The sequence below is a fragment of the Taibaiella koreensis genome (assembly GCF_003545715.1).
GTDB lineage: Bacteria > Bacteroidota > Bacteroidia > Chitinophagales > Chitinophagaceae > Taibaiella > Taibaiella koreensis.
The window spans coordinates 233,246-256,326 of record NZ_QVNU01000002.1 but is presented as its reverse complement, the minus strand read 5'-3'; the positions used below and the strand labels follow the sequence as shown (position 1 = coordinate 256,326).

Sequence of the window (23,081 nt, the reverse complement as noted above, 5' to 3'; positions counted from 1 at the left end):
CTCTTTTTTCTTTCAGATTTTTATCTGCTTTCTTTTTGTCACCTTTCTGTACCGATTTTTCTTTTGGCATAATATGTATTTTCTGTAAGGTAACCCCATTCGTAGTAATATCGCCAGGAATTAACAAAGAAAGTGTCTAGAGTAAATACCTATATCTTTATCCGTATAAACGATTGATGGTAAATATTGCAAAACGATATGAGCGTGGAGCAGTAGCCCACTATCTGATTAATTACAAACAAAAATACAGCGGGTTACAAAAAAGAGAAATGTCGGAATTTAAAAGCTTTCATAAAGATTAATTAATCTAAACTGTGCATTCATCTAAATTGATCATGAAAACGATACTATTAAACGCGTCTGTTCAACAATAACGCCAGATCTCTATAGATCTGGCGTTCGCGTTTTATTAGTCGTGACAAAAACAATATAAAGCATCATTATTCTGTGGCCGCCTGATCGTTTACAGAGCTTTCTGCTATTCCCGTCAGTGCTTCATCTGTTGCTTTTTCCTGATCAAGTGTCTGCTGCAGAAGGTTTGCCACTTCTGAATGTCCCATATTGTTTGCAAAAGTCACCAGCGTCCCATAGGTAGCTATCTCGTAATGTTCTACTTTTTGAGCCGCCAGGATAAGACCCGCATCTCGTATCATGGTTCCCTTTTCGGTATCTTCTATAATGCTTTTAGCTTCTTGAAGAAGACCATCCATCGCATCACATTTTTTAGCAACTGCTTTTTCATCCAGAAGGCTAAATACTTGTTCAAGCGTTTCCACATGCGTTTGGGTCTCACCGGTATGTTTCTGAAAAGCTGCCGCCAGCTCAGCACCAGTAGCTGCTTTTTGCATTTTCGGCAGGGCTTTTACCAAATGCTTCTCAGCCCAATAAATATCTTTAAGCTCATCCACAAAAAACTTGTGGAACTCGCTGTTTTTCATTTTTCCATTTTGCCCTGATTTTACTTTTGCTTTTTTTGAGGGAGCGGTTTTAATATTGGAAGTCGTTGCCATTTGCTGTTTGATTAAAAAGATTACGCTAATAATAACCCAATTAAGAACAAAAGGTTTAATTATTTTTTTAATTTATTACCTCGTTCAAAATAATTTAACCTATAGATTAAATTAGCTGAACGCATCGAAACCTTTTTGTAACGATCGCTGTTCATATCCATATCCTTCAAATCTCAGCATACCGCTAATGTCACCAAAAACAGAAGACTTCAAAAGGAGCAACAAGGTCCTCAATTTTTTCAAAAAGCTTGGGCCGGGCCATGAATGTTATTTTTGGGGCATATACTGATTGTCGATACCAATCTCGATGACATTATTTTTGCATACTAATTTTTAAAGCCAGGCGACGCTATCCTCCTCAACCGGCGCCGTTTCAAATGGAAGAATATTCCAATCCCCAGAATAGAAAAGCCAATTGCTGAAATGCTGAATATTTTCCCCCATGCTAACTCAGCAAATGGTGCATTTAAAAGATGGTTAGGTTTGATGTAAATGATGCCATTCTGGTAATCAATCAAGGTATTAAAACGTTTTAGAACGGCATTTCCCATGATGCCTGCACTTTCATAATAACCAGAGCTTCCCACATTAAGCTGGACGGGAACATTAGGAACAACAAACCCGGCTAAACTCAATCCGGGCAATACGGCCGTTTCAGCCTTATTGACATTAGACCCTGTCCCCTTAACTTCCGAACGTCCGGTGACCTGCAAGTGACGACGTAGCCCGTATTTCTCCGCAAAATCCCCGCTAATTGCAACTGCTAAACTTCCACCTGTATCAAATAAAAACCAGCCCCGCCCTATCTCGCTTCCTTTCAAAAGAGTACATTCCACAAATGTACCATCTACACCATGCTTTGTGGGAAGCCTTGAATAGCCTGATATTGTAGCCGGTAATTTCTGATGCAAGATTAGTAGCCCTTTATCATAATCGATCTCCACGATCTTATTTTCAAAAATATTGAAACCAACGATCCCATCTGCATGAAGTGACCCTTTATAATCGTAAAAGAGCAAAGGCAGACCTTTCCAATGGAGCTTACCAAGCTGCAGGTTGTTACGGCTACTGGTTTTTTCCGTTGAAAGCCCGCCGACCCCCATGTTTTCAGTAAAGCCATCAAGAACGACTGTCGACTTACGCAGCCCTTTTTCCGTGAGTACAAAATAGCTCGCGCCAGTGTCGAATATGAAGTCCAGTTCCTGAGAAGAGTTTATGCTTCCTTTAATATGAATGTATTGGTCCGGCCCCAGTATGAACGGTATAGTATCCGAATGATTACTTTTCCCATAAGCGTTATTGCTGATCGGGGATTGAAATACCGTAGACAACTGTGCGTAGCAAGTGTCTCTGCCTCTTAATAAAACCTTGAAGTTATACTGATTTCCAGGCGCCACCTTGAAAGCTATGCTGTCTATATCTGTATAAAAAACAACAGTCCTGCTTTGATTAGCCTTATTGATATGGTAAACTACAGGCCTCACCTTGATACTTAGATGATCCCAATACCGGCTCGGAGGATTATCCCCGTCTTTGATAACTATCTTTTCTGAATTCGCTTTGATCAGCGGTATAGATTGCGAAAATGCAATGTGTCCGGTAAAAAGCAGTCCGGCAGCAATAAATAAAGATTTCACTAATTGCATTAAAGGAGGGTTAATAACTGTAACGTCCTCAAAGGTATACTATTGATCAGGAGATTCAATATTCGCCACTGGCCTTTGTGATATTGCAGGATAAAGAAAGCCCTTTTTATAACGGAGATCAGCAACCTTATCCGATTAAATATTCAAGGTGTTACCCGCTAACTTTAGTGAAGCTGTCATAGGATTTCAGCGCAAAACCAAAATATGTAAAAGTTGCGCCGTGCGGTCAGCCGTTGACCACCTCTCCGCCATTGACGTGGATGACCTGTCCGGTATAAGGTGGGGTTCAGCAAACAGAAAATGTCCATTCGCTACGCTCACTTTCATTTTTATTTTCATTCGCATGGCAAAGCGAGCTTTGCATGCTTCTGAAAACAAAAATGCCAGCCTTTTTTGGCTGGACATTTTCTGTTTTCTGCGGAGAGAGCGGGATTCGAACCCGCGATACAGTTTCCCATATACACACTTTCCAGGCGTGCTCCTTCAACCACTCGGACACCTCTCCTTGTACGAAGGGACGCAAAAGTACGCTTTTTATTGACATCCTGAAATTTGTTTTAAACAATCTGATCGTTAACGGTGTTTTAAAACCAGGTTTTTACCTCCTTGGTTAGGATTTTTTTATGTTAAGTACAGAACAAAGTCATAAGCTATTCACCGGCAGTTAACGGCGCATTAACGGGATAGATGTTAATATTGCGACCTGAAGTTTCCCCCGGCAAGCATTTTTAAAATATTATACTGACATGAAGATGAGGATTTTATTTACCCTGATTACCGGTTTTTCCCTTCAAGCCCTTTCTCTCAATGCTCAGCAGCAGGATACCCTGAACGCCAACACACCTGTTTCTCAAGACACCAGCATTACGCCTCAAAACGCACCGCCGCCTGTAGACCTGTCGCAGGTGGGTGCGGCCGATTCGGGTAAGGCCCAGGCGCCCGACTCGACGGCAAAGCTTGTGGTCGATTCGGCTGTAAAGATCACCGATACTTCGGTGGTGATCGACACCGCAGGTAAGGTGGAAGTAGGTACCGAGCAGGCTGCGGTCAACCAGCAACAACTGAACGGCGTGGTGTATGAAAAAGATGGGACAACCACATTGCCCGGCGCTACGGTGCAGTGGCTCGGCAATCCCGTAAGCACTCAAACCGATGTCGACGGAAAGTTCGCGATCGAATACCGTAAAGAAGGCGGCACGCTCTCGGTTTCCTCTGTAGGGTTCTCTACGCAAAAAATCAAGGTCGAACCCGGACAGAACGATCTGAAGATCACCATGGGCCTTAATGCCGGCACCAAGATCGACGAGGTGGTGATCACGGCGCTGGGCGCCCAGCGCAATACGCGTAGCCTGGGCTATGCGGTGCAGCAGCTCGACGGGCGCGAGATCCAGGAAGCCAAAGAGGTTAACTATATCAATGCGCTCCAGGGCAAGCTGGCGGGTGTGCAGATCAATGGCAATGCCGGCTCTATGGGTGGATCGGCCAAGGTGGTCGTCCGCGGTATCAAATCGATTTCGGGCGACAACAACGCGATGTTCATCGTCGATGGCGTACCTATGGCCAATATGAACCTCAATGCTGCAGGACAGGGCACCGGCGGTGGCGGCTTCGACTATGGCAACCCCGCTCAGCTCATTAATCCCAATGACGTAGAAAATATTGCGGTGCTTAAAGGCGCTGCGGCAACGGCGCTGTATGGCAGCCGTGGCCAGAATGGCGTGATCTATATTACCACCAAATCGGGTAAAGGCGCGGGCAAGCTTACCGTAAACTACGACTTTAACCTGCAGTTGGACAAGGTGTCCCTGCTGCCCAGCTATCAGAACCAATATGGCGGCGGCAGCGGCGATTTTACCAAATTATATGCCAATGAGCATCCCGAAGGTTTTGGCCCTGGCGGCGGCACCTACAATGATAATGACGGTAAGGGCAGCTACGATCTGCTGCCGCAATATGCTACCGACGAATCCTGGGGGCCCCGGCTCGACGGCCGCCTGGTACGGCACTACTGGTCATGGGACCCGGGGAAAGGCAATCCCAACTTCGGACAGTCGGCGCCCTGGTCGCCGCAGCCCGATAATGTACGCGACTTCTTCAAAACCGGCGTAACGGTCGCCAACAACGTATCCATATCGAGCGGCAACGAAAAGGGTACCATCCGCTTCTCGCTGGGCCAGACCCACCAGGATTTTATCTATCCGGGCAGCAAGCTGGACCGTGTATTCTTTGGCCTGAATACCACCTATAATTTTACCGACAGGCTTTCGTTCAGCGGCGGGGTCAACTACATCATGGATAAGTCGAAGGACAGGCCGGGCACCGGTTTCAACGGCTTCAACCCTATGCTGCAGTTTGTGATGTATGGACAGCGCCAGCTGGATAATAACTACCTGAAAAATTATAAGTATGCCGACGGCAGCGAGCAGACCTGGAACCGCTCGGCCTGGAACAACCCCATGCCGGTATCGGCCGAAAATCCCTACTGGAACCAATATGAAAGCTACAATACCGACCGGAACGATCGCTACTTTGGCAACGTAGGGCTGAGCTACAGGATTACCGACTGGCTTACGGCCGATGCAAGGGTATTTTCCGACTTCCTCGACCATATAGACGAGACGAGAAGTGCCCGGGACTATTTTGTCGGTGGCTATGGACGCCGTACGATCAACTATAACGAGAATAACTACCAGGCAACTTTAAATATCAATAAAAACTTTTTGGGAGACAGGCTGAGCCTGGAGGCGATCGTGGGTGGCAATATCCTCAACGTGCGGTCGCAGACCGAAACCGGCACCACTAATGGCGGTCTGATGAGCCCCGGCGTATATGTGCTGCAAAACTCCGTATTGCCGGCTACACTCAACAATGCCTATGGCAATTACCAGACCAATTCTTTGTTTGCTACGGCAACCCTGGGTTGGGAAAAGATGCTCTACCTCACCCTGACGGGGCGCAACGACTGGGCCTCGCCCTTGAAGCAAACGGGCAACTATTCCTTCTTCTATCCTTCAGTGGGCGGCGCCTTTGTGTTTTCGGAGCTGATCCCCAAGAACAAATGGATGACCTTTGGCAAGGCACGTTTGTCCTATGCCCAGGTGGGCAATATTACCACGCCTTACCAGGTGGCCCGGAACTTTGATTTTGGTACGCCCTTTGCATCAGGGTCGACCAGCTACCCGCTGCTGACCACACCCGATCAGCTGTACAATGCGCAGCTGAAGCCTGAGCGGACGTCTGAGGTTGAAGCCGGTCTTGATCTCCGTTTTCTGAACGACCGCCTGAGCCTGAGCGTTACCTATTATGACCGTCAGACCAGGAACCAGATATGGGTGGTCGCACTTCCTCCCGAAATAGGCTATGGCTCCAAGATCGTGAACGGAGGTAATGTACAGAACCGCGGTATCGAGCTGAGCCTGAATGCCACACCCCTTGTGCTCGGTGATTTCCGTTGGGAAACAGGCGTTAATTTTTCAAGAAATAAAAACAAGGTGCTGGATCTGAATACCAATGATGGCAGCATCGGTGGTATTGAGACGTTTATCATAGGCACCGAGAGAAGGACCCAGAAAGTATCGATCGTGGCTATGAAAGGCATGTCGCTGGGCACCATCATCGGTACCGATTATGTGCTGGATGCCAATGGCAACCGTAAAGTGCTGCCCGACGGGTCTTATGACGTAACCTCCAAACCTGTGGTGATCGGCGATGCCAATCCCGACTTTATCGGCGGCTTCAGCAACACCTTCTCCTATAAAGGTATCTATCTTTCCGGCCTTATCGATTTCCAGAAAGGCGGCGATTTCTTTTCCTATACCAATCTGTATGGCAACAAATCGGGATTGCTGGAAGAGACTGCCGCCGATGGTATACGGGAAAACGGGGTGATCAATCCCGGTGTGAAAGCCGATGGTAGTCCCAACGACAAAGTGATCTCGGCAAGAGACCATTTTAATGTCGATGGCGGCAACCGCATCAGCAAGGCCAACCTGTACGACGGCAGCTTTATCTACCTGCGTGAGCTGCGCCTGGGCTGGAACCTGCCGCAGAAATGGTTGGGGAAGACCAAGATGCAGAGCGCCCGGTTGTCGCTTGTGGGGCGTAACCTGTGGCTGATCCACAGCAATGCGCCCAATGTGGATCCGTCCTTTATCAACAACTCTATTGGTAATACACCAGGCCTCGAAGGCGGCGCTTTGCCCCCTGTACGTAGCTATGGCGTTAATCTGAATATTACTTTTTAAACAGGGCGGAAGATACCGTACCGTTCAAAAAATCGAAGCATCATGAAAAGTAAAGTATGGCTACTGTTGAGCGCGGCGTTGATATTGATTACCGGTTGCCGGAAGTTTGAGCAGCTGAATACCGACCCGGCACGGCCCGAAGAAGCTGATCCGCGGTACCTGTTGTCCAGCGCAGAGAAACGCGCGACCGACCTCATGTACCATGCTTATTACAATGGCCGCATAGGGATGCACTGCGCCCAATACTGGACCGGTACCGACAAAACTGCCGAAAGCCGTTACCTGTTTACCGACGAGGGGCTGTGGTCCGGCTTGTACAGTGGTCCGCTTATGGATCTCCAGGAGATCAGTAACTATTACGAACGCCATCCTTCGGAACGTAATCCACATATGGTAGCCGTAGCGGAAATATTGAAATGCTGGATCTTCCATGTGCTTACCGATGTCTATATCGATATTCCCTTCAGCCAGGCATTACAGGGCGACGCTAACCAACAGCCGGCCTTCGACAAAGCGCAGGATGTGTACAACAGTCTGCTGGGTTCGCTGCAAGGCCAGATCAATGTGCTGAAGGAAACAGATGCCAATGCGGTACAGGGAGATATACTGGGAGCCGGCGACAAGGATTACTGGATACGGTTTGCCAATGCGCTGCGCCTGCGTATTGCTATGCGTATGGCAGATGTGCAGCCTGACGCCGCACGGCAGGTGATCGAGGATGCGGCCGGCAATACCCTGACGAGCGTAAGCCAGGACGTCTTTTTCCCTTACAACGGTACCGCCGCAAGCAGCCGCTTTCCCTACAACGAAGCCGACAGACCTATGGTAGAGTTTGCCGCGACCAGCACGCTTATCGATTATATGAAAAAGGTGAATGATCCCAGGTTGCCGGTATACGCCCGCCCAGATGTCAATACCAAAATGTTCCGGGGCAAGGTTTATGGCACTGCCGACAACAGCCCCGCGCTGGATTCCTTGTCCAAGCCGGGTGCGCTACCGTATAGCGCATCGATGAAAGGGTACATTATTACCTATGCCGAAGTGGCTTTTATCAAAGCAGAGGCTGCCGCCCGCGGCATGAACGTAGGGGGTAATGCCGCTTCGCTTTACGAAGACGGTATCAAAGCATCGATGGAGCAATGGGGCGTTAAGACTACAGATACGCTCGTAGCCAACTACCTGAAACGGGTGCCGTATACCGCCGGCGGCTGGAAAGATGTGATCGGTACGCAGAAATGGCTTGCACTCTATATGCAAGGACTTCAGGCCTGGATGGAGCGGTTGCGGCTCGATTTCCGTCAACCCGACGGGACACCTCTTTTCATTAAACCGGCTTCGGGTACATTGGATCCCCTGGTGCCTGATGTGCCACAACGGCTTAACTATCCTGTAGCCACCCTTAGCACCAATGCGGCCAACGCTTCGGCAGCTGCCCAGCGCATCGGCGGCGATACCAAGGCGACCAGGAACTGGTGGAATATTCAATAAAAGAAGCAAATGATATACAAAAGGAGTTGTTCTATGCGGAACAGCTCCTTTTACATTATGCCTGCTGCCAACGCAGCTCTTAGCGCCTTATGGCAATGAGCAGCTTCCATTCCGTTTAACTTCTGTATTTTTGCAGACTATCTTAAAAATATTGTCATCCTGAATAATGCAATTGCCGCCCGGAAAAAAAATATACTTCGCTTCCGACTTTCACCTGGGCATTCCTGATAAGGAGACGAGCAGGAAGCGGGAGCAGCTGCTGTGCCGCTGGCTCGACACGATCCGGGAAGATGCGGATTGCCTGTTCCTGGTAGGCGATATTTTCGATGTATGGTTTGAATATAAAAATGTGATCCCTAAAGGATATACACGATTCCTGGGCAAGCTCGCCGAGCTGAGCGACAAGGGTTTGCGGATAGAAGCCTTCACCGGTAATCATGATCTGTGGATGCGGGGCTATTTTGAAGAAGAGCTCAACATTAAGGTGCATCACGGTCCGCTGGAGTTCGAAGCGAACGGGAAGCGGTTCCTGGTCGCGCATGGCGATGGGCTGGGCCCGGGCGATCATGGATATAAGCTGTTGAAGACGGTGTTGCGTAATCCCTTTGCCCAATGGTTGTACCGGCGGCTGCATCCCGATACCGGTGTTGGGGTTGCCAATTATTTCAGCCGGAAAGGACCTAAGCATGTCAACACAGAGAAACAGTTCCTGGGTGAGGAGAAAGAGTGGCTGATCCTGTACAGCAAAGAAAAGCTGAAGGAAAAACACTATGACTATTTCATTTTCGGGCACCGGCACCTGGCTGTGGTCCACCCGCTGGGGGAGCAGAGTCTGTATATCAACCTGGGCGACTGGATCAGCTTCAATAGTTATGCGGTGTTTGATGGGTCGCAGCTGGAGCTGAAATATTTTACACCGGAAACCGTTAATCCTAAATAAACGACCATGAAGCGAACCTTAATCCTGGTGCGGCATGCCAAGTCTGACTGGAGTACCGCGGGGCAGGCCGATTTTGACCGGCCGCTGAACGAAAGAGGTAAAAGAGATGCACCGGAAATGGGCGGACGACTGAAAGCAAAAGGGTTGCAACCCGACCTCATACTAGCCAGCCCGGCCAAAAGGGCGGCCAGCACGGCGCGGCTCGTTGCCGGCGCTCTTGGTTACGACGCCGGTAATATACGCTGGATCGACCGGCTATACCATTGTCCGGCCTCTGTATTTGAAGATGTGATCCTCGAAAGCGATATCGACGATAGCGTAGCGACACTTTTCATTTTCGCCCATAATCCCGGGATTACAAATTTTGCCAACGAGACCGCACCGGAGCTTGATGTGGACAATATACCTACCTGCGGCATGGTGGCGGTTACTTTTGATGCCGATCACTGGAGCGATTTCGTGACGGCGCCGCATACTTTGCTGTTCTTTGACTATCCTAAAAACCAATAAATAAATTTTTTTCGTGCCAAAAGCTGATTTTACGACCACACTGACAGATCTTTTTACCAAACAGTTCGGCAATAGCCCCCAGGACATTTCTGCTATTCCTTTAGCCGGATCGGACCGGCGATACCTTCGCCTGAGCGACGGTACCAACACCGTAGTCGGCGCCTTCAACCCGGATAAAAAGGAGAACAACACCTTTTTCTACTTCACGCAGGTATTTGGCAAGTACAAGCTGCCGGTGCCCGAGATCATTGCCAAAAGCCGCGACAAGCAATACTACCTGCTGCAGGACCTGGGCAACACGTCCTTGTTCCAGTTGATGGAGCAGGAAGGACATACCGATCGTATCAAAAGCCTGTTCAAGAAGAGTATTGACAACCTGGTGCGGTTCCATTGGGAAGCCGGAAAGGAGATCGACTATTCGCTGTGCTTTTCTGCATCGGCTTTCGACCGGAAGCAGATACTGACCGATCTGCTGTATTTCAAATATTACTTTGCCGACCTGTTGAAGATACATTACAACAAGCCGGCCCTGCTGGAAGAGCTGGAAGAGTGGAGCAGGGGCTTGTCTTCGGTACGGCCTCAAACCTTTATGTACCGCGACTTCCAGAGCCGCAACATACAGGTGCAGAACGACGAGGTCTATTTTATCGACTACCAGGGCGGCATGATGGGATTGCCTCAGTACGACCTGGCTTCCCTGCTGTGGCAAGCCCGCGCGCAATTGCCTACCGACTGGAAGAATGAGCTGGTGAATTATTATTTCCAGGCCTTGACGAGCCTGCCTGAGACACCCTCTTTCAACGAGATGGAGTTCCGGAAGGTGTATCTCGAATGTGTGCTGCTGCGCATCCTGCAAACGCTGGGCGCCTATGGCTTCAGGGGACTGCTGGAACGCAAGCCTCATTTTATCAAGAGTATTAAGCCTGCCTTGCAGCAGCTGAAGTTTTTCCTGGATACCTACGGCCATATTCCCGCCTTCAGCGAGCTGCGCTATGTGCTGGAGCAGATCGTGAAGCCCGAGATCACGGCGCAGTTCGATGGCCTCGATGAGACTTTGCTGGCCAATGCACCTTTAAAGCTTCATATCTACAGCTTCTCGTATAAGAAAGGCATGCCGGAAGATGTGACCGGTCATGGCGGCGGCTTTGTATTCGATTGCCGTGGTATCCTGAATCCCGGCCGTTTTGAAGAGTACAAGCAGGTTACCGGGAAGGATGCTGCAGTAAAGGAGTTTTTGCAAACCAAGACCCTGATGCCGCAGTTTCTGGATAGTGTATTCGCTATGGTTGATATTTCGGTGGACGACTACGTCCGCCGTGGCTTTGATCACCTGAGCATATCCTTTGGCTGCACAGGCGGACAACATCGTTCTGTATTTGCAGCAGAATCGCTGGCCCAGCATTTGAAAGATAAATACGGGTTGGTTGCAACCGTTGTGCACCTGGAGCAGGAAGCGCACGAGCTGAAGCGCCGGTAGGATAAATAATGGAAGCTGATTGTCTGCATATAGGAAACATTGCATCATTCTGCCTTTCCCTGCGGTTGCTGAGCCTGTCGAAGCACCACGATAGCGTTGCCCTTTCGACAGGCTCAAGGACCGGGAATAGTTGGTTTCCTATATGCAAATAGTCTTTTAATGGAATATGTGGAGCGCGCTGCCTTTAAAAGGCAGCGCGCTTTTTATATAAATGCCGGGAACAGTATTTGGGGGTCGGGTTACAAGTCTAATGACCTAAGCCGGGAATTTCCGTCCGGGCCTAAAAAAAGGGCAGCTGGAAAGCCGCCCCGGTATAAACAAAAAATACAAAAAGAATTTTCCTGGTTTGGCTAGTTGCCCAGCCCGGTAAGCTTGAATACAAAATAGACGATTGCCGCCATAAGACCGCTAATCGGGATGGTGATGATCCAGGCCCAGAGCAGGTTGATGGTCACACCCCAGCGCACGGCGGAAAGTCGTTTGGTGGCGCCGACCCCAATAATGGAACCTGTAATGGTATGTGTGGTACTTACCGGTATTTTCAGCATTTCGGTAATGAACAAGGTAAGCGCTCCCGCGGTTTCGGCCGCCACGCCTTCAAACGGCGTTACCTTGGTAATACGGGTGCCCATGGTCTTGATGATCTTCCAGCCACCGCTCATAGTACCCAGGGCGATTACGGTATAGCAAGCCAGCGGTACCCACCATTCCATATGGTCCAGGTGGTATCTGCCGGGATCGAACGAGATGAGGGCGGCCATAATGATACCCATTACCTTTTGGGAATCGTTGCCACCGTGACCGATGCTGAAGGCCGCTGAGGAAACCAGCTGCATCCGCTTGAACCAGCGTTCTGACTGTGCATAGTTAAGGTTGCTGAGGAAGAGTGTGAACAGGCTCATCACGGTGAGGATAAAGCACATCAACACCCACTTGAAGTTTTCACCGTAGAAAATGACATTCAGGAACCCGGAATCAAAACGGGGGTGGTTAAAACCGTTAAGTGTTTTGATCTCATCTTTGCGCAGTACCTCGAGGGTTACGGGCTCATCGTTCCGGAACCCGTCAAATGCCTTGCTTATCGCTTCTTTATCGCTCACGGGCTGCTGGTTGATCTTAAGGATCACATCCTTGTCGCGAAGCCCCATTTTATACGCATTGGTATTGCTTCCCGATATGCCTTTGATGGCGGGGGCGCCTTGTTCCGTTTTGTCAAAACCCTTGATGCCGGCCAGCTTGGTAGGGCTGGTCTCGATCATATTCGACAGGAATACCACTACACCCAATATTACCAGGAAGGAAATGATCTTGGGGCCAAAGCTTTTCCGGAATGAGTTAAGGAACCATATCGAAATGATAAAGGCGACCAGCATACCAATGATGGGCGCCAGGAAAATAAAGCAAACAATAGTAAGGATAGTGGGCGTATCGATAGAATTAAAACCTGCGTGGGCTATGGCTGCTCCGGCAAAGCCGCCGATAAGCGTATGCGATGAGCTGGAAGGGATACCGAACCACCAGGTGATAAGGTTCCAGGTAATGGCCGCTACCAGCCCGGCAAGGATCACCGGCAGGGTAATGAACTCCGAATGTACCGTCTTTGCGATGGTATTGGCTACGCCGTGATCGGTAAAGATAAAATAGGCGACGAAGTTGAACAGGGCAGCCCAGAGTACGGCCTGGAAAGGCGTGAGCACCTTGGTCGATACAACGGTGGCGATTGCATTAGCGGCATCGTGGAAGCCATTGATGTAATCAAATACAAGCGCCAGTATGATAATAATGATTAATAAAGTCATAAGAGAAGGCTCTTCAATTAAAAAGCAGCATGCGGTCCGGCAAGGGGAAGCCGGAGCTTTCTCCCCACGGTGCGGCGGTGCCGATAATTAAGCGTATTTGATAATGATGGATTCGATCACGTTGGCTGCATCCTCGCACTTGTCGGTGATGATCTCCATATCCTGGTAAATGTCTTTAAGCTTTACCAGCTCAATAGGATCGGTGCTGGAGGCAAACATCTTGATAATGGCGTTGTCCAACAGGTCGTCGGCCTGGTTTTCAAGACTGTTGATCTGCACGCAGGCCTCGGTGATCGCGCGAAGGTTCTTCATGTTACGCAGCTCATGCAGGGCCTTGTCGAGCGCCACGATGGCGTTTTCGATCACCACTACCATTTCTTTCATGAAACTGTCGATCTCCCTCACCTGGTAGTTCACCATCTTTTTGGATGAGGCATAGATGAAGTCGGCAACGTCGTCGAGAGAGGTAGCCAGGTAGTGAATATCTTCGCGGTCAAATGGCGTAATGAAGTTTTGACCTAGCTCGACAAATATTTTATGGGTCAGTTCGTCGTTCTTATGTTCAGCGTCTTCCAGCGCCCTTAGCATCTGGGTCCTTTTGGTTACATCGGTTTGTTCGATCGCAGCACGGAAGGAAGCGCCCATTTCTTTCAGGTTGGCGCCTACCTGTTCGAAAATGCTGTAGAAGACTTTATCCTTGGGAAGGAACAATTTAATGAAGGAATTAAGACCCATAATCTATATAAGATTTATTGAAATTGTGTGGGCGCAAAATTACTTGTATGCCTTAAGGAAATGATAGCTGGGAGCAATACTTAATAATTTGATAACCTTGATCCTAAGCAATTGGTAATGTTGTGGTAACATTAAGTTTACCCATCGGTAACATTACCGTAATCCAAGGGTAACATTAGGATTTCAATTTTGCGCTCAAATTATATACTTTATAGTTATGCGTAATTTATTTACACTAATCCTCACCTTATTGATTGCAGGTCAGGTATTTGCGGGCGGAAAGATTGTCGGGACCATAACCGACGGCGGTTCATCCGAAACCCTGATCGGTGTATCCGTATCCTTATTCCAGAAAGGAGGAGAATCTCCTACTCCTATGTCCGGAACCATAACCGATATCGACGGTAACTATGTCTTTGAGGTAGCTCCCGGCGACTATGAAATTGAAGTACAATATGTAGGTTATCAAACCAAGAGAATAACAGATATTAGTGTTACTGAAGGAAACGTTACAAAGGCTTCCGTAGCGATGAGCGAGCCTAAAAATACACAGCTGGACGAAGTGGTGATCCAGGGTACCGTGAAGAAAGAAACCGTAAATGCGCTGTACACCATGCAGAAAAACGCCGTGGCCGTATCGGATGGTATCTCTGCCGAAGCCATCCGTCGTTCACCGGACAGAAGCACCGGTGAAGCGCTGAAAAGGGTGAGCGGCACCACGATCCAGGACAATAAGTTCGTGATCGTGCGTGGCCTCAGCGACCGTTACAATACCGCCCTGGTGGATGATGCCGTACTGCCCAGTACCGAGCCCAACCGGAAGGCATTCTCTTTCGATATCATTCCTTCCAGCATGATCGACAACATCATTATCACCAAAGCAGGTACCCCCGATCTGCCGGGCGACTTTGCCGGTGGTGTGATCAACATCCTGACCAAGGAAGTTCCCGATGATAACTTTGCCAACATCTCCATCGGTACCGGCGTCAATACTGCTTCCACATTTAAGACATTCAAATCAGGATACCGTACTTCTACCGATTTCCTGGGATTTGATAATGGTGATCGTCAGCTGCCCAAAAGCTTCCCCACACAGAAAGCGATAGCCGGTAAAAATCTGACGCCGGAACAGTCGGTGCCTTACCTGAAATTGCTCAACAATGATTTTAGCACCAAAGAGCATACGGCCTTGCCCTCTATGGCCCTGCAGGCTTCTCTGGGACGCGTATACAACCTGAAAGGCAACTCCCGTTTCGGTGTTACTGCTGCCGTTACTTACAACCACAGCGAGAACATAAAGCCTGAGCTGCTCCGTCAATACGACAACTACGACTATAAGGATAATATCTACAACTATTCTACCAACCTGGGCGCCCTGTTGAACCTGGGTTACTATACCGGTAAGAGCAAGATCAACCTTAAGACTTTCTACAACCGTATTTTCGACGATAACTACCTGGAGCGTGAAGGTGTAAATGCTGGTTCTTCACAGAATGTGAAGTACTACGCCTATGACCTGATCCAAAAGTCGCTGTTTAAAACCACACTGAGCGGTGATCACCAGATTGGTGGTAAGCAGGGCAAACTGAACTGGCTGGTATCTTACAACTATATTACCAACAATCAACCCGATCAACGCAAGGTAGCCTATACGCAGTCTGAAGGCACTACAGAACCCTTCCTGGCCCAGCTATATTCATTGGGTAAAGCGAATAACCGTCTTTTTGGCGACCTGAATGAGACCGTGCTGAATGGTGGCGTAAACTATTCCATGCCCTTCAAGTTCCTGAATAAAAGCAGCCTGAAAGTAGGTGCGTTCGCTACTTATCGCCATCGCGATTTTGCCAACCGTTATATCGGTGCTGTGATCAATACCCAACAGCCCAACTACCTGGATGTGCTGCAGCGGCCCCTGTCTACGTTGTTTGCGAGCGATGTGATCTCTCAGAACTACTATTCCCTGGCCGATCTTACCGGTGATGCGGATGAGTACAAGGCCAAGGCCATGACCACCGGTGGTTACCTGATGCTGGATAATAAGATCACAGAAAACTTCCGCATTGTATGGGGCGCCCGTATGGAATCTTATCACATTGATCTGAATACACCATTGAAAAAAGAAGTGGATCAGACCTGGAACGACATCTTACCTTCTGCCAACCTTACCTATTCGCTCAGCCCCAAGACCAACCTCAGGGCCTCCTACTTCAGGAGCGTAGCCCGTCCCGAACTGCGTGAAATGGCCAACCTCGGCTATTACGATTATGAGCTCTCTGCACAGATCACCGGTAATTCCAGCCTGACACGCAGCCAGATCGACAATGCCGACCTGCGTTACGAATGGTATCCAAGGGCAGGTGAGATCGTCTCTGTATCGGTATTCTACAAGCACTTCAACAATACCCTTGAGAACTTTGTATACGGCGACGGTAGCGCTTACGACATTACCACCAAAAACTACAAGTCGGCCCAGAACATCGGCGCTGAGCTGGAGTTGCGCAAAAAGCTCGATTTCATCTCCGAAAATTCTTTCGTGAAGAACCTGAGCTTCTATATGAACCTGGCTTATATTAACTCAAAGGTAAACACCGATCCCTATTACGTAAGAGACAAGCTGGTAACTAGTCGCCCCTTGAGTGGTCAGTCGCCTTATGTGGTCAATACAAGCCTGGGGTATACCTCCACCAATGGTAAGCTGAACCTGAATGTACTGTACAATCTTATCGGACAGCGCTTGTACCTGGTGGGCGGCGGTCGCGTGGGTAATGTGTACGAGTCGCCACGAAACCTGCTTGATTTCCAGGCCAGCTATGCCGTGAGCAAGCATAGCGAGTTCCGTCTTAACATTAAAGACATCATCAACAACCCTGTGCGCTTCTACTTTGACCAGGACAGCGATAAGAAATTTGGAACGGTTGGCTTTGCCGATGGCAAGATTGATCCCGACCAGGACTGGTTATTGCAGCAATATAAGCCTGGACGCACCTTCACGCTGACCTACAGCTATAAATTCTAAGCAACAGATTATATCGCGAAGGGCGGGCCACTTGGTCCGCTCTTTCTGTTTGCTTTGTGTTAAAGGTATCCAAAGTTTACAAAGGCATAATCTTGACGTAACATTCCGGTTACATGGTCCGGATACTTTTGCGGCAAATAATAAAACAACAACGAAAACAAAATTTATGAAAAAGCTTGTATTGCTTGGTTTTAGTGCAGCAGCGCTGTTTTTTGCTTCCTGCAGCAGCAAAGACGATCCCACCCCGGACCCTGTCGATCCTTCAAATGTCGTGACCATTACAGGCGATATTACAGGCAACCAAACCTGGACTGCAGATAAAAAATATATGCTCAAGGGTTTTGTATACGTAACCAATGGCGCTTCCCTGACCATCGAGCCCGGTACCATCATCATGGGCGATAAAGCCAGCAAAGGTACGCTGACCGTAAGCCGTGGCGGTAAGATCAACGCTGAAGGTACTGTAGACAAGCCTATCATCTTCACTTCTGCCCAGGCAGCCGATGCCCGTCGCGAAGGCGATTGGGGTGGTGTGATCCTGCTGGGTAAAGCACCGATCAATCCTACCGGTGGCGAAGCCAAGATCGAAGGTGGTCTGGTACCTACGCAAACTGACAAAGAAAAAGATTACATCTGGTTTGGTGGTACTGATGCTAATGACAACTCCGGTACCCTGAAATATGTACGTATCGAGTTTGCCGGTATCGCTTACTCTCCCGACAACGAGATCAATGGTCTGACCATGGGCGGTGTAGGTGCCGGTACCAAGATCAGCTATGTACAGGTATACCGTTCCGGCGATGATGCTTACGAATGGTTTGGCGGTACTGTAAACTGTGATCACCTTGTTGCCGCCTACACATGGGACGATGACTTCGATACCGACAACGGTTTCTCCGGTAACGTACAGTTCGGCGTATCACTGCGTGTAAAGTCAGTTGCCGATCAGAGTGGTTCCAACGGTTTCGAGTCTGATAACGACGCCAACGGTTCTGCCAATACACCTCAGACCAAAGCGATCTTCTCTAACATGACGGTTATCGGACCTATACAGGGTAAATCTGCAAGTGGCATCAACAATAACTTCCAGCATGGCGCTCAGATTCGTCGTAACTCTTCTATCTCTATCCTGAACTCCATCATCATGGGTTATCCCCTGGCTGGTTTGTATATAGACGATACCAAAGGCGTTCCGACTTCTGCTAACGCTATCGCCGGTACACTGAAGTTTGCCAACAACATTATGGCCGGTTGCCCGGTTAAGCTGAAAGCTACTGCTCCTTATGATGCCGCCATCGGTGCTTGGGTAGCTGGTCAGAACAATCAGCTGCTGGACAGCACACAACAGGTTGGCCTGGCTGATCCTTTCAAGTTCACTGCTTCGCTGGTAGTACCGGCTCAGGTAGGTCGCCCCGACTTCCGCCTGACTGCTTCTTCACCTGCAAACACTGGTGGTAATACTTCAGGTCTGCCTTCCTTCTTCCAGAGCGCAAGCTATATCGGCGCCTTCGATGGTTCCAACGATTGGACTGCAGGTTGGACTACCTGGGATGCTGAGAAAACACCTTACTAAGATCAAACGATCGGATCCATTAATAAAGCCCCCGGAACAATACTCCGGGGGCTTTTTCGTTGAATAAGCCGGGGACGGTCGCGGGATTATTCGTACATTAGCCAACCCATGTACCGGTACCGGAGGGATTGATCTCATGATAAGAAAAAATTGGAAACATATAAGCGCCACCCTGCTCCTGCTATGCCTGCTACTTGCCTGCAGTAAGGTATGGGCGCAGCAGCCGCCAGGCAAAGAGATCGCACTGGCGCGGCAGTTCCTGCGCGATAAAGAATATGAAAAGGCTTTGCCCTTGTTCAAAAAGGTATATGAACAGGCGCCCTTTGATAAAGGAGTGTACGACGAGTACCTGGATGCCCTGCTATTGGCGGCAAAATACGACGATGCGGCTGCTTTGGTAGATTATATGAGCAAGATCCGCCGGGAAGACCCCTCGATGCTGCTGGATATGGGTAGGGTGCTGGATGCTTCCGGAAAGAAAAAGAAAGCTGAAGAGCAATATGAAAAAGCTCTGGCCCTGGTAAGCGGCGAAGATTTCCGTACCCGCCAGCTGGCCGATGCCTTTGTCCGTATAGGACGCAACGACTATGCGATCAGGATCTACGAGCGGGCGCGTACCATGATCCAGAATCCTTATGTATACGCCACGGAGCTGGGCCTGCTGTATAGCAAGGAAGGCAATACGGACGAAGCGATCAAAGCGATGATGGATCAGCTGGTGGTGCAACCCAATGTGCTTGACGATGTCAAAAGCGCCTTGCTGCAGATGATCGGCGACGATGGCAAAAAGATGGCCCTGCTGCAAAAGCAGTTGGGGAAGCGCATTGCGCAGCAGCCCGACAATCCTTACTGGACCGAGCTGATGACCTGGATCTATATGCAGAAGGGTGATTTTAAAGGCGCCTATGCCCAAATCACCGGTTTGGATAAGCAATTGAAAGAAGAAGGCGAGCGGGTGGTCCTCTTCAGTAAGACGGCCACCGCCGCCGGGCAATATGCGATAGCCCTGGATGGATTCGGGTACGTAATGGCCAAAGGCTCCTCAGGACCCATGTACGAGGAAGCCTGGGATGGAAAGATACAGGTGCTGCTCCGACAGCTTGAACAGAAGCGGCCTGTAGACCAGAAGCTGCTTGCCGGCCTTCAAAAAGAATATACTTCCTTTTTTGACGAATACCCTCAGTATATAACGTCACCGCTCTTGCGCGACTATGCCAGGGTAGAAGCGCGGTATGCCTTGCAGGTCGATACGGCGATCGCCTTGCTGGAGCGGGCGATCGGTGCGCCCAATGCCCGCAGGGATTTTGTCGGCTATTGTAAGCTCGACCTGGGCGACTATTACCTGTTGAAGGAGAAAGTATGGGATGCAACCCTGGTCTATTCCCAGGTAGATAAAGCCTTCAAAGAAGACCAGCTGGGCGAGGAGGCCAGGTTCCGCAATGCGAAGCTGGCTTACTACCGTGGCGATTTCAAGTGGGCGCAAACGCAGCTTTCCGTGCTGAAAGCCTCTACCAGCGAGCTCATTGCCAACGATGCGCTCTATCTATCGGTGCTGATCACTGAAAATATCCCGCCCGACAGCAACCTCACACCCCTGCTCCGCTTTGCCGCCGCCGACCTGCTGCTGTTCCAGAACCAGACCCAGGCCTCAGACCGGCTCCTCGACAGCATTGCAAAGGCTTTCCCCGAAACTGCATTGATGGATGATATCTATATGCTGCGCGCACGTATAGCCGAAGATGAAGGCCGTAATGATGATGCCGTTGCTTACCTCGAAAAGATACTTTCCGGCTTTGGCGACGATGTGCTGGGCGATGACGCGGCCTTCCGGCTGGCCGTACTGTACGAAGAACGGTTGAAGGATAAGGCCAGGGCGCTCCAGTACTACGAAACCCTTATCACCCGTTATCCCGGCAGCACATACATACAAGTGGCCAGGGTCCGCTATCAGAAGCTGAAAGCCGGAAAGGAGCCTTCTTCCTGACCTAAACTATTTACGCCCTCTCTTGTCTAAATTATATATGCAGAAGAAGATCATTGTCTTGACCATATTGTGGATGGCGATCATTGCTGCCCCTGGAGTAGCGCAAAATGACTTTTGCAGCACCGGCAATAAATGTGTACAAGCGGGCGAAAAGCTTAATTTTAAGGTATACTATAACCTGAGCGCGATATGGGTGGCTGCGGGGGAAGCCAACTTTACCACCAGGCAGGAAACACTCAACGGAAAGCAGGTATTTCACATTACCGGCGATGGTGCTACTTATAAATCCTACGATTGGATCTTCAGGGTAAGGGACAAGTACGAAACCTATATGGATATGGAAACCCTTTTGCCGGTTAAATTCATCCGCAACGTCGACGAGGGTGGGTATAAGTTCACCAACAATGTCACCTTCGACCAGGAACTCAGGAAAGCCTATTCCAATAAAAAGACCTTCGATGTGCCGCAATGCGTGCAGGACGTGCTTTCGGCAATCTATTACGCCCGCAATATCGATTACGGTAAATATAAGCCCGGTGCAAAGATCCCCTTCAGCATGTTCCTCGACGACCAGGTCTATAACCTGTATATCCGCTATGTAGGTAAAGAGAAGATCAAAACAAAGTATGGAACCTTTAATGCCATCAGGATAGCGCCGCTATTGATCAAGGGGACCATTTTTGAAGGCGGTGAAAAAATGGCGGTATGGGTAAGCGACGACGACAATCATATTCCCCTGCGTGTCGATAGTCCTATACTGGTAGGCAGCATCAAAGTCGACATGATGGGGTACAGCAACCTGCGCTATCCCTTGTCTTCCCTTATCAAAAAGAAATAGAGGCCGGCCATGCCGCTTGCCGCTGCTGCTATGGACCAATTTGCGCCATATAGCTCCTCTTCTCCCCGTTTTTAAGGCCTGCGCGAAGGCGGCAACAGGCCCCGGTCCGGGCCAAAAGCGCATAGCTTTTGCCAATAACATCATTTTTATTGCATTCCCTGCCCGATTATATGTAATTTCGTGCCCTAATTTGATAAGCAAAGAAGTCAGGCCCGATATGGATGAAATGATTGTGAATAAAGTAGCGGAGAGCGGCATCATCACCCTCAATCTGGAAGATTTTCTCCCCGACCCGGCGCAGTTGGCGGTTTTCGATCTGAAACCTTTCCTGTTCCGTGAAATGATCCTCAGGGAAAAAGACTTTCGTGCGGCGTTGCCCTTGCATGACTGGGAACAGTATCAGGGCAAGGACGTTACCATTACCTGCTCGGCCGATGCGATTATCCCGCAATGGGCCTATATGCTGATCGCTACTGCTTTGTCGCCGGTGGCCGCTTCCCTGTCATCCGGCACGATAGAGCAGCTCACCGAAAACAAGATATTGGAAGCCATTGCGGCAATCGATCCCGCAGAATATGCAGATAAGCGTGTGGTGATTAAAGGCTGTGGCGATAAAATAATGCCCGAAGCCGCTTTTATTGCCGTGACCGCCAGGTTGCGGCCTGTAGTGAAGAGCCTGATGTATGGAGAACCCTGTTCTACCGTACCCGTGTACAAAAAGAAATAAGAACCTTATGGAATTGAGTGAGCTACGTTCCCTTGCCACCTATACTGCTATTGACTTCGAGACCGCACATGCCAAAATGTGGAGTATCTGTCAGGTAGGGCTGGTAAGAGTAGAAAATGGCGTGATTGTGCAGGAGCTGGAACTACTGGTTCAACCACCGAAAAACGAATACCACTGGGGCAATTCCCGGGTACATGGCCTGTCGCGGAAAGACACCGCCCATGCACCTGCTTTCAGCGAGATATGGGACCAGATGCAGCCTTATATTGCGGGACAGCACGTGGTCGCCCATAACGCCGACTTCGATTGCGCCTGCCTGCGACAGACCTTGGATTATTACCGCATTGCGCAACCTCATTTTCACCAGCATTGCACGGTTAAAATATACAAGCGGAACCTGGCCTTGCTCTGCGAAACCTACGGCATCGACCTGAAGCATCATAATGCCCTGTCCGATGCACGCGGCTGTGCCGCATTGTTCCAGATGCACCTCGAAGGGAAATCGGCCGCTATGGTCGCCGAACTGGAACAGAAGTTTCCCCGGAAAGCCGTTCCCCAATATTAATGACCGTTCCCTCTTTGCACGATGTATACCTCCTGACCGGGAGCAACCAGGGTGACCGCCGGGAACAGCTCAGCCAGGCTATTACGGCCCTGGAGCGGGATGCCGGCATGGTAGTTCGTGCTTCGGGTCTCTATGAGACGGAGGCCTGGGGCCTCGAAGGGTTACCCGCTCACCTGAACCAGGCTTTGTTGCTGCAAACCACCCTGGCTCCTTTGCCTTTGCTAGACGTGATACAAGAGATAGAACAGCGGCTGGGGCGTGTGCGCCAGGAACGCTGGGGGGTACGCGCTATTGATATCGATATTATTTATTTCGACGACCTGGTACTTGATCTGCCACAGCTCGTTATCCCTCACCCCCTGATGCAGGAGCGTAATTTTGTGCTCGCGCCACTCAACGAGATCGCGCCGGGCCTGGTGCATCCGGTACGACATAAGACCACCTCAGAACTACTGCAGCAAAGCAGTGACAAGCTATTGGTATGGCCCTATACCCCTGCGACGGACAGCTGACCAATCTATTCCTTTCC

Annotated in this window: 16 protein-coding genes and 1 tRNA gene; 12 read left to right on the top strand and 5 right to left on the bottom strand. The window is 49.6% G+C overall.

The features are described 5' to 3' along the window. Window positions 1-440: 440 nt before the first annotated feature. From DZK30_RS08095 to DZK30_RS08085, 3 genes are all read right to left on the bottom strand, one after another. A complete protein-coding gene (locus tag DZK30_RS08095; protein WP_118973622.1) occupies window positions 441-1,010 on the bottom strand; it encodes a YciE/YciF ferroxidase family protein in 570 nt (189 codons plus the stop codon). Window positions 1,011-1,336: 326 nt separating this feature from the next. Beyond that, window positions 1,337-2,656 carry a pepsin/retropepsin-like aspartic protease family protein gene (locus DZK30_RS08090; RefSeq protein ID WP_118973621.1) on the bottom strand — a complete coding sequence of 440 codons (1,320 nt, stop codon included), beginning with the start codon at window positions 2,654-2,656 and terminating at the stop codon, window positions 1,337-1,339. Between the two features lie 418 nt (window positions 2,657-3,074). Continuing rightward, window positions 3,075-3,161: transfer RNA gene (locus DZK30_RS08085), tRNA-Ser, on the bottom strand. 241 nt (window positions 3,162-3,402) lie between these two features. On the opposite strand from DZK30_RS08085, the gene DZK30_RS08080 reads away from it, so the two are divergent. The 5 genes from DZK30_RS08080 (at window position 3,403) to DZK30_RS08060 (ending at window position 11,315) form a co-directional block, all read left to right on the top strand. Then, window positions 3,403-6,900 (top strand): SusC/RagA family TonB-linked outer membrane protein, encoded by a 3,498-nt coding sequence (locus DZK30_RS08080; RefSeq protein WP_118973620.1) that lies wholly within the window; start codon window positions 3,403-3,405, stop codon window positions 6,898-6,900. A 42-nt stretch (window positions 6,901-6,942) separates the two neighbouring features. After that, window positions 6,943-8,388, top strand: a complete 1,446-nt coding sequence (locus tag DZK30_RS08075) for a SusD/RagB family nutrient-binding outer membrane lipoprotein (protein ID WP_118973619.1) — start codon at window positions 6,943-6,945, stop codon at window positions 8,386-8,388. Window positions 8,389-8,554: 166 nt separating this feature from the next. Continuing rightward, window positions 8,555-9,328 carry a UDP-2,3-diacylglucosamine diphosphatase gene (locus DZK30_RS08070; RefSeq protein ID WP_118973618.1) on the top strand — a complete coding sequence of 258 codons (774 nt, stop codon included), beginning with the start codon at window positions 8,555-8,557 and terminating at the stop codon, window positions 9,326-9,328. Window positions 9,329-9,334: 6 nt separating this feature from the next. Further along, a complete protein-coding gene (locus DZK30_RS08065; RefSeq protein WP_118973617.1) occupies window positions 9,335-9,838 on the top strand; it encodes a SixA phosphatase family protein in 504 nt (167 codons plus the stop codon). A gap of 13 nt (window positions 9,839-9,851) precedes the next feature. Beyond that, entirely contained in the window at window positions 9,852-11,315 is a 1,464-nt protein-coding gene (locus tag DZK30_RS08060; protein WP_118973616.1) for a RapZ C-terminal domain-containing protein, read from the top strand. A gap of 350 nt (window positions 11,316-11,665) precedes the next feature. Here the strand turns inward: DZK30_RS08060 and DZK30_RS08050 are convergent, their stop codons facing one another. Both DZK30_RS08050 and DZK30_RS08045 read right to left on the bottom strand, forming a co-directional pair. After that, window positions 11,666-13,114, bottom strand: a complete 1,449-nt coding sequence (locus DZK30_RS08050) for an inorganic phosphate transporter (protein WP_118973614.1) — start codon at window positions 13,112-13,114, stop codon at window positions 11,666-11,668. Between the two features lie 87 nt (window positions 13,115-13,201). Beyond that, complete coding sequence (locus tag DZK30_RS08045) at window positions 13,202-13,849, bottom strand: DUF47 domain-containing protein (RefSeq protein ID WP_118973613.1); 648 nt, start codon at window positions 13,847-13,849, stop codon at window positions 13,202-13,204. Between the two features lie 217 nt (window positions 13,850-14,066). Between DZK30_RS08045 and DZK30_RS08040 the strand changes: the two genes are divergently transcribed. The 7 genes from DZK30_RS08040 (at window position 14,067) to folK (ending at window position 23,064) form a co-directional block, all read left to right on the top strand. Further along, window positions 14,067-16,865, top strand: a complete 2,799-nt coding sequence (locus tag DZK30_RS08040) for a TonB-dependent receptor (protein WP_118973612.1) — start codon at window positions 14,067-14,069, stop codon at window positions 16,863-16,865. A 166-nt stretch (window positions 16,866-17,031) separates the two neighbouring features. Continuing rightward, window positions 17,032-18,438: a hypothetical protein gene (locus DZK30_RS08035; protein ID WP_118973611.1), complete on the top strand. Its 1,407-nt coding sequence runs from the start codon at window positions 17,032-17,034 to the stop codon at window positions 18,436-18,438. Between the two features lie 136 nt (window positions 18,439-18,574). After that, window positions 18,575-20,422, top strand: a complete 1,848-nt coding sequence (locus DZK30_RS08030; RefSeq protein ID WP_118973610.1) for a tetratricopeptide repeat protein — start codon at window positions 18,575-18,577, stop codon at window positions 20,420-20,422. A gap of 37 nt (window positions 20,423-20,459) precedes the next feature. Beyond that, on the top strand, window positions 20,460-21,260 hold the full coding sequence (locus DZK30_RS08025; protein ID WP_118973609.1) for a DUF3108 domain-containing protein: 801 nt from the start codon (window positions 20,460-20,462) through the stop codon (window positions 21,258-21,260). Window positions 21,261-21,477: 217 nt separating this feature from the next. Continuing rightward, a complete protein-coding gene (locus DZK30_RS08020) occupies window positions 21,478-21,987 on the top strand; it encodes a DUF2480 family protein (protein WP_118974016.1) in 510 nt (169 codons plus the stop codon). A 7-nt stretch (window positions 21,988-21,994) separates the two neighbouring features. Next, entirely contained in the window at window positions 21,995-22,552 is a 558-nt protein-coding gene (locus DZK30_RS08015) for a 3'-5' exonuclease (RefSeq protein ID WP_118973608.1), read from the top strand. After that, window positions 22,552-23,064, top strand: coding sequence for a 2-amino-4-hydroxy-6-hydroxymethyldihydropteridine diphosphokinase (gene folK / locus DZK30_RS08010; protein WP_118973607.1), 513 nt, complete (start codon window positions 22,552-22,554; stop codon window positions 23,062-23,064). The genes DZK30_RS08015 and folK overlap by 1 nt, the downstream gene beginning before the upstream one ends. The last annotated feature ends 17 nt before the right edge of the window (window positions 23,065-23,081 follow it).

Bases quoted from the DNA above. Each gene is read 5' to 3' on its own strand.
- DZK30_RS08065 (WP_118973617.1), top strand. From the start codon at position 9,335: ATGAAGCGAACCTTAATCCTGGTGCGGCATGCCAAGTCTGACTGGAGT.
- DZK30_RS08025 (WP_118973609.1), top strand. From the start codon at position 20,460: ATGCAGAAGAAGATCATTGTCTTGACCATATTGTGGATGGCGATCATT.
- DZK30_RS08095 (WP_118973622.1), bottom strand. From the start codon at position 1,010: ATGGCAACGACTTCCAATATTAAAACCGCTCCCTCAAAAAAAGCAAAA.
- DZK30_RS08050 (WP_118973614.1), bottom strand. From the start codon at position 13,114: ATGACTTTATTAATCATTATTATCATACTGGCGCTTGTATTTGATTAC.
- DZK30_RS08080 (WP_118973620.1), top strand. From the start codon at position 3,403: ATGAAGATGAGGATTTTATTTACCCTGATTACCGGTTTTTCCCTTCAA.
- DZK30_RS08070 (WP_118973618.1), top strand. From the start codon at position 8,555: ATGCAATTGCCGCCCGGAAAAAAAATATACTTCGCTTCCGACTTTCAC.
- DZK30_RS08045 (WP_118973613.1), bottom strand. From the start codon at position 13,849: ATGGGTCTTAATTCCTTCATTAAATTGTTCCTTCCCAAGGATAAAGTC.
- folK (WP_118973607.1), top strand. From the start codon at position 22,552: ATGACCGTTCCCTCTTTGCACGATGTATACCTCCTGACCGGGAGCAAC.
- DZK30_RS08035 (WP_118973611.1), top strand. From the start codon at position 17,032: ATGAAAAAGCTTGTATTGCTTGGTTTTAGTGCAGCAGCGCTGTTTTTT.
- DZK30_RS08020 (WP_118974016.1), top strand. From the start codon at position 21,478: ATGGATGAAATGATTGTGAATAAAGTAGCGGAGAGCGGCATCATCACC.
- DZK30_RS08075 (WP_118973619.1), top strand. From the start codon at position 6,943: ATGAAAAGTAAAGTATGGCTACTGTTGAGCGCGGCGTTGATATTGATT.
- DZK30_RS08030 (WP_118973610.1), top strand. From the start codon at position 18,575: ATGATAAGAAAAAATTGGAAACATATAAGCGCCACCCTGCTCCTGCTA.
- DZK30_RS08090 (WP_118973621.1), bottom strand. From the start codon at position 2,656: ATGCAATTAGTGAAATCTTTATTTATTGCTGCCGGACTGCTTTTTACC.
- DZK30_RS08040 (WP_118973612.1), top strand. From the start codon at position 14,067: ATGCGTAATTTATTTACACTAATCCTCACCTTATTGATTGCAGGTCAG.
- DZK30_RS08015 (WP_118973608.1), top strand. From the start codon at position 21,995: ATGGAATTGAGTGAGCTACGTTCCCTTGCCACCTATACTGCTATTGAC.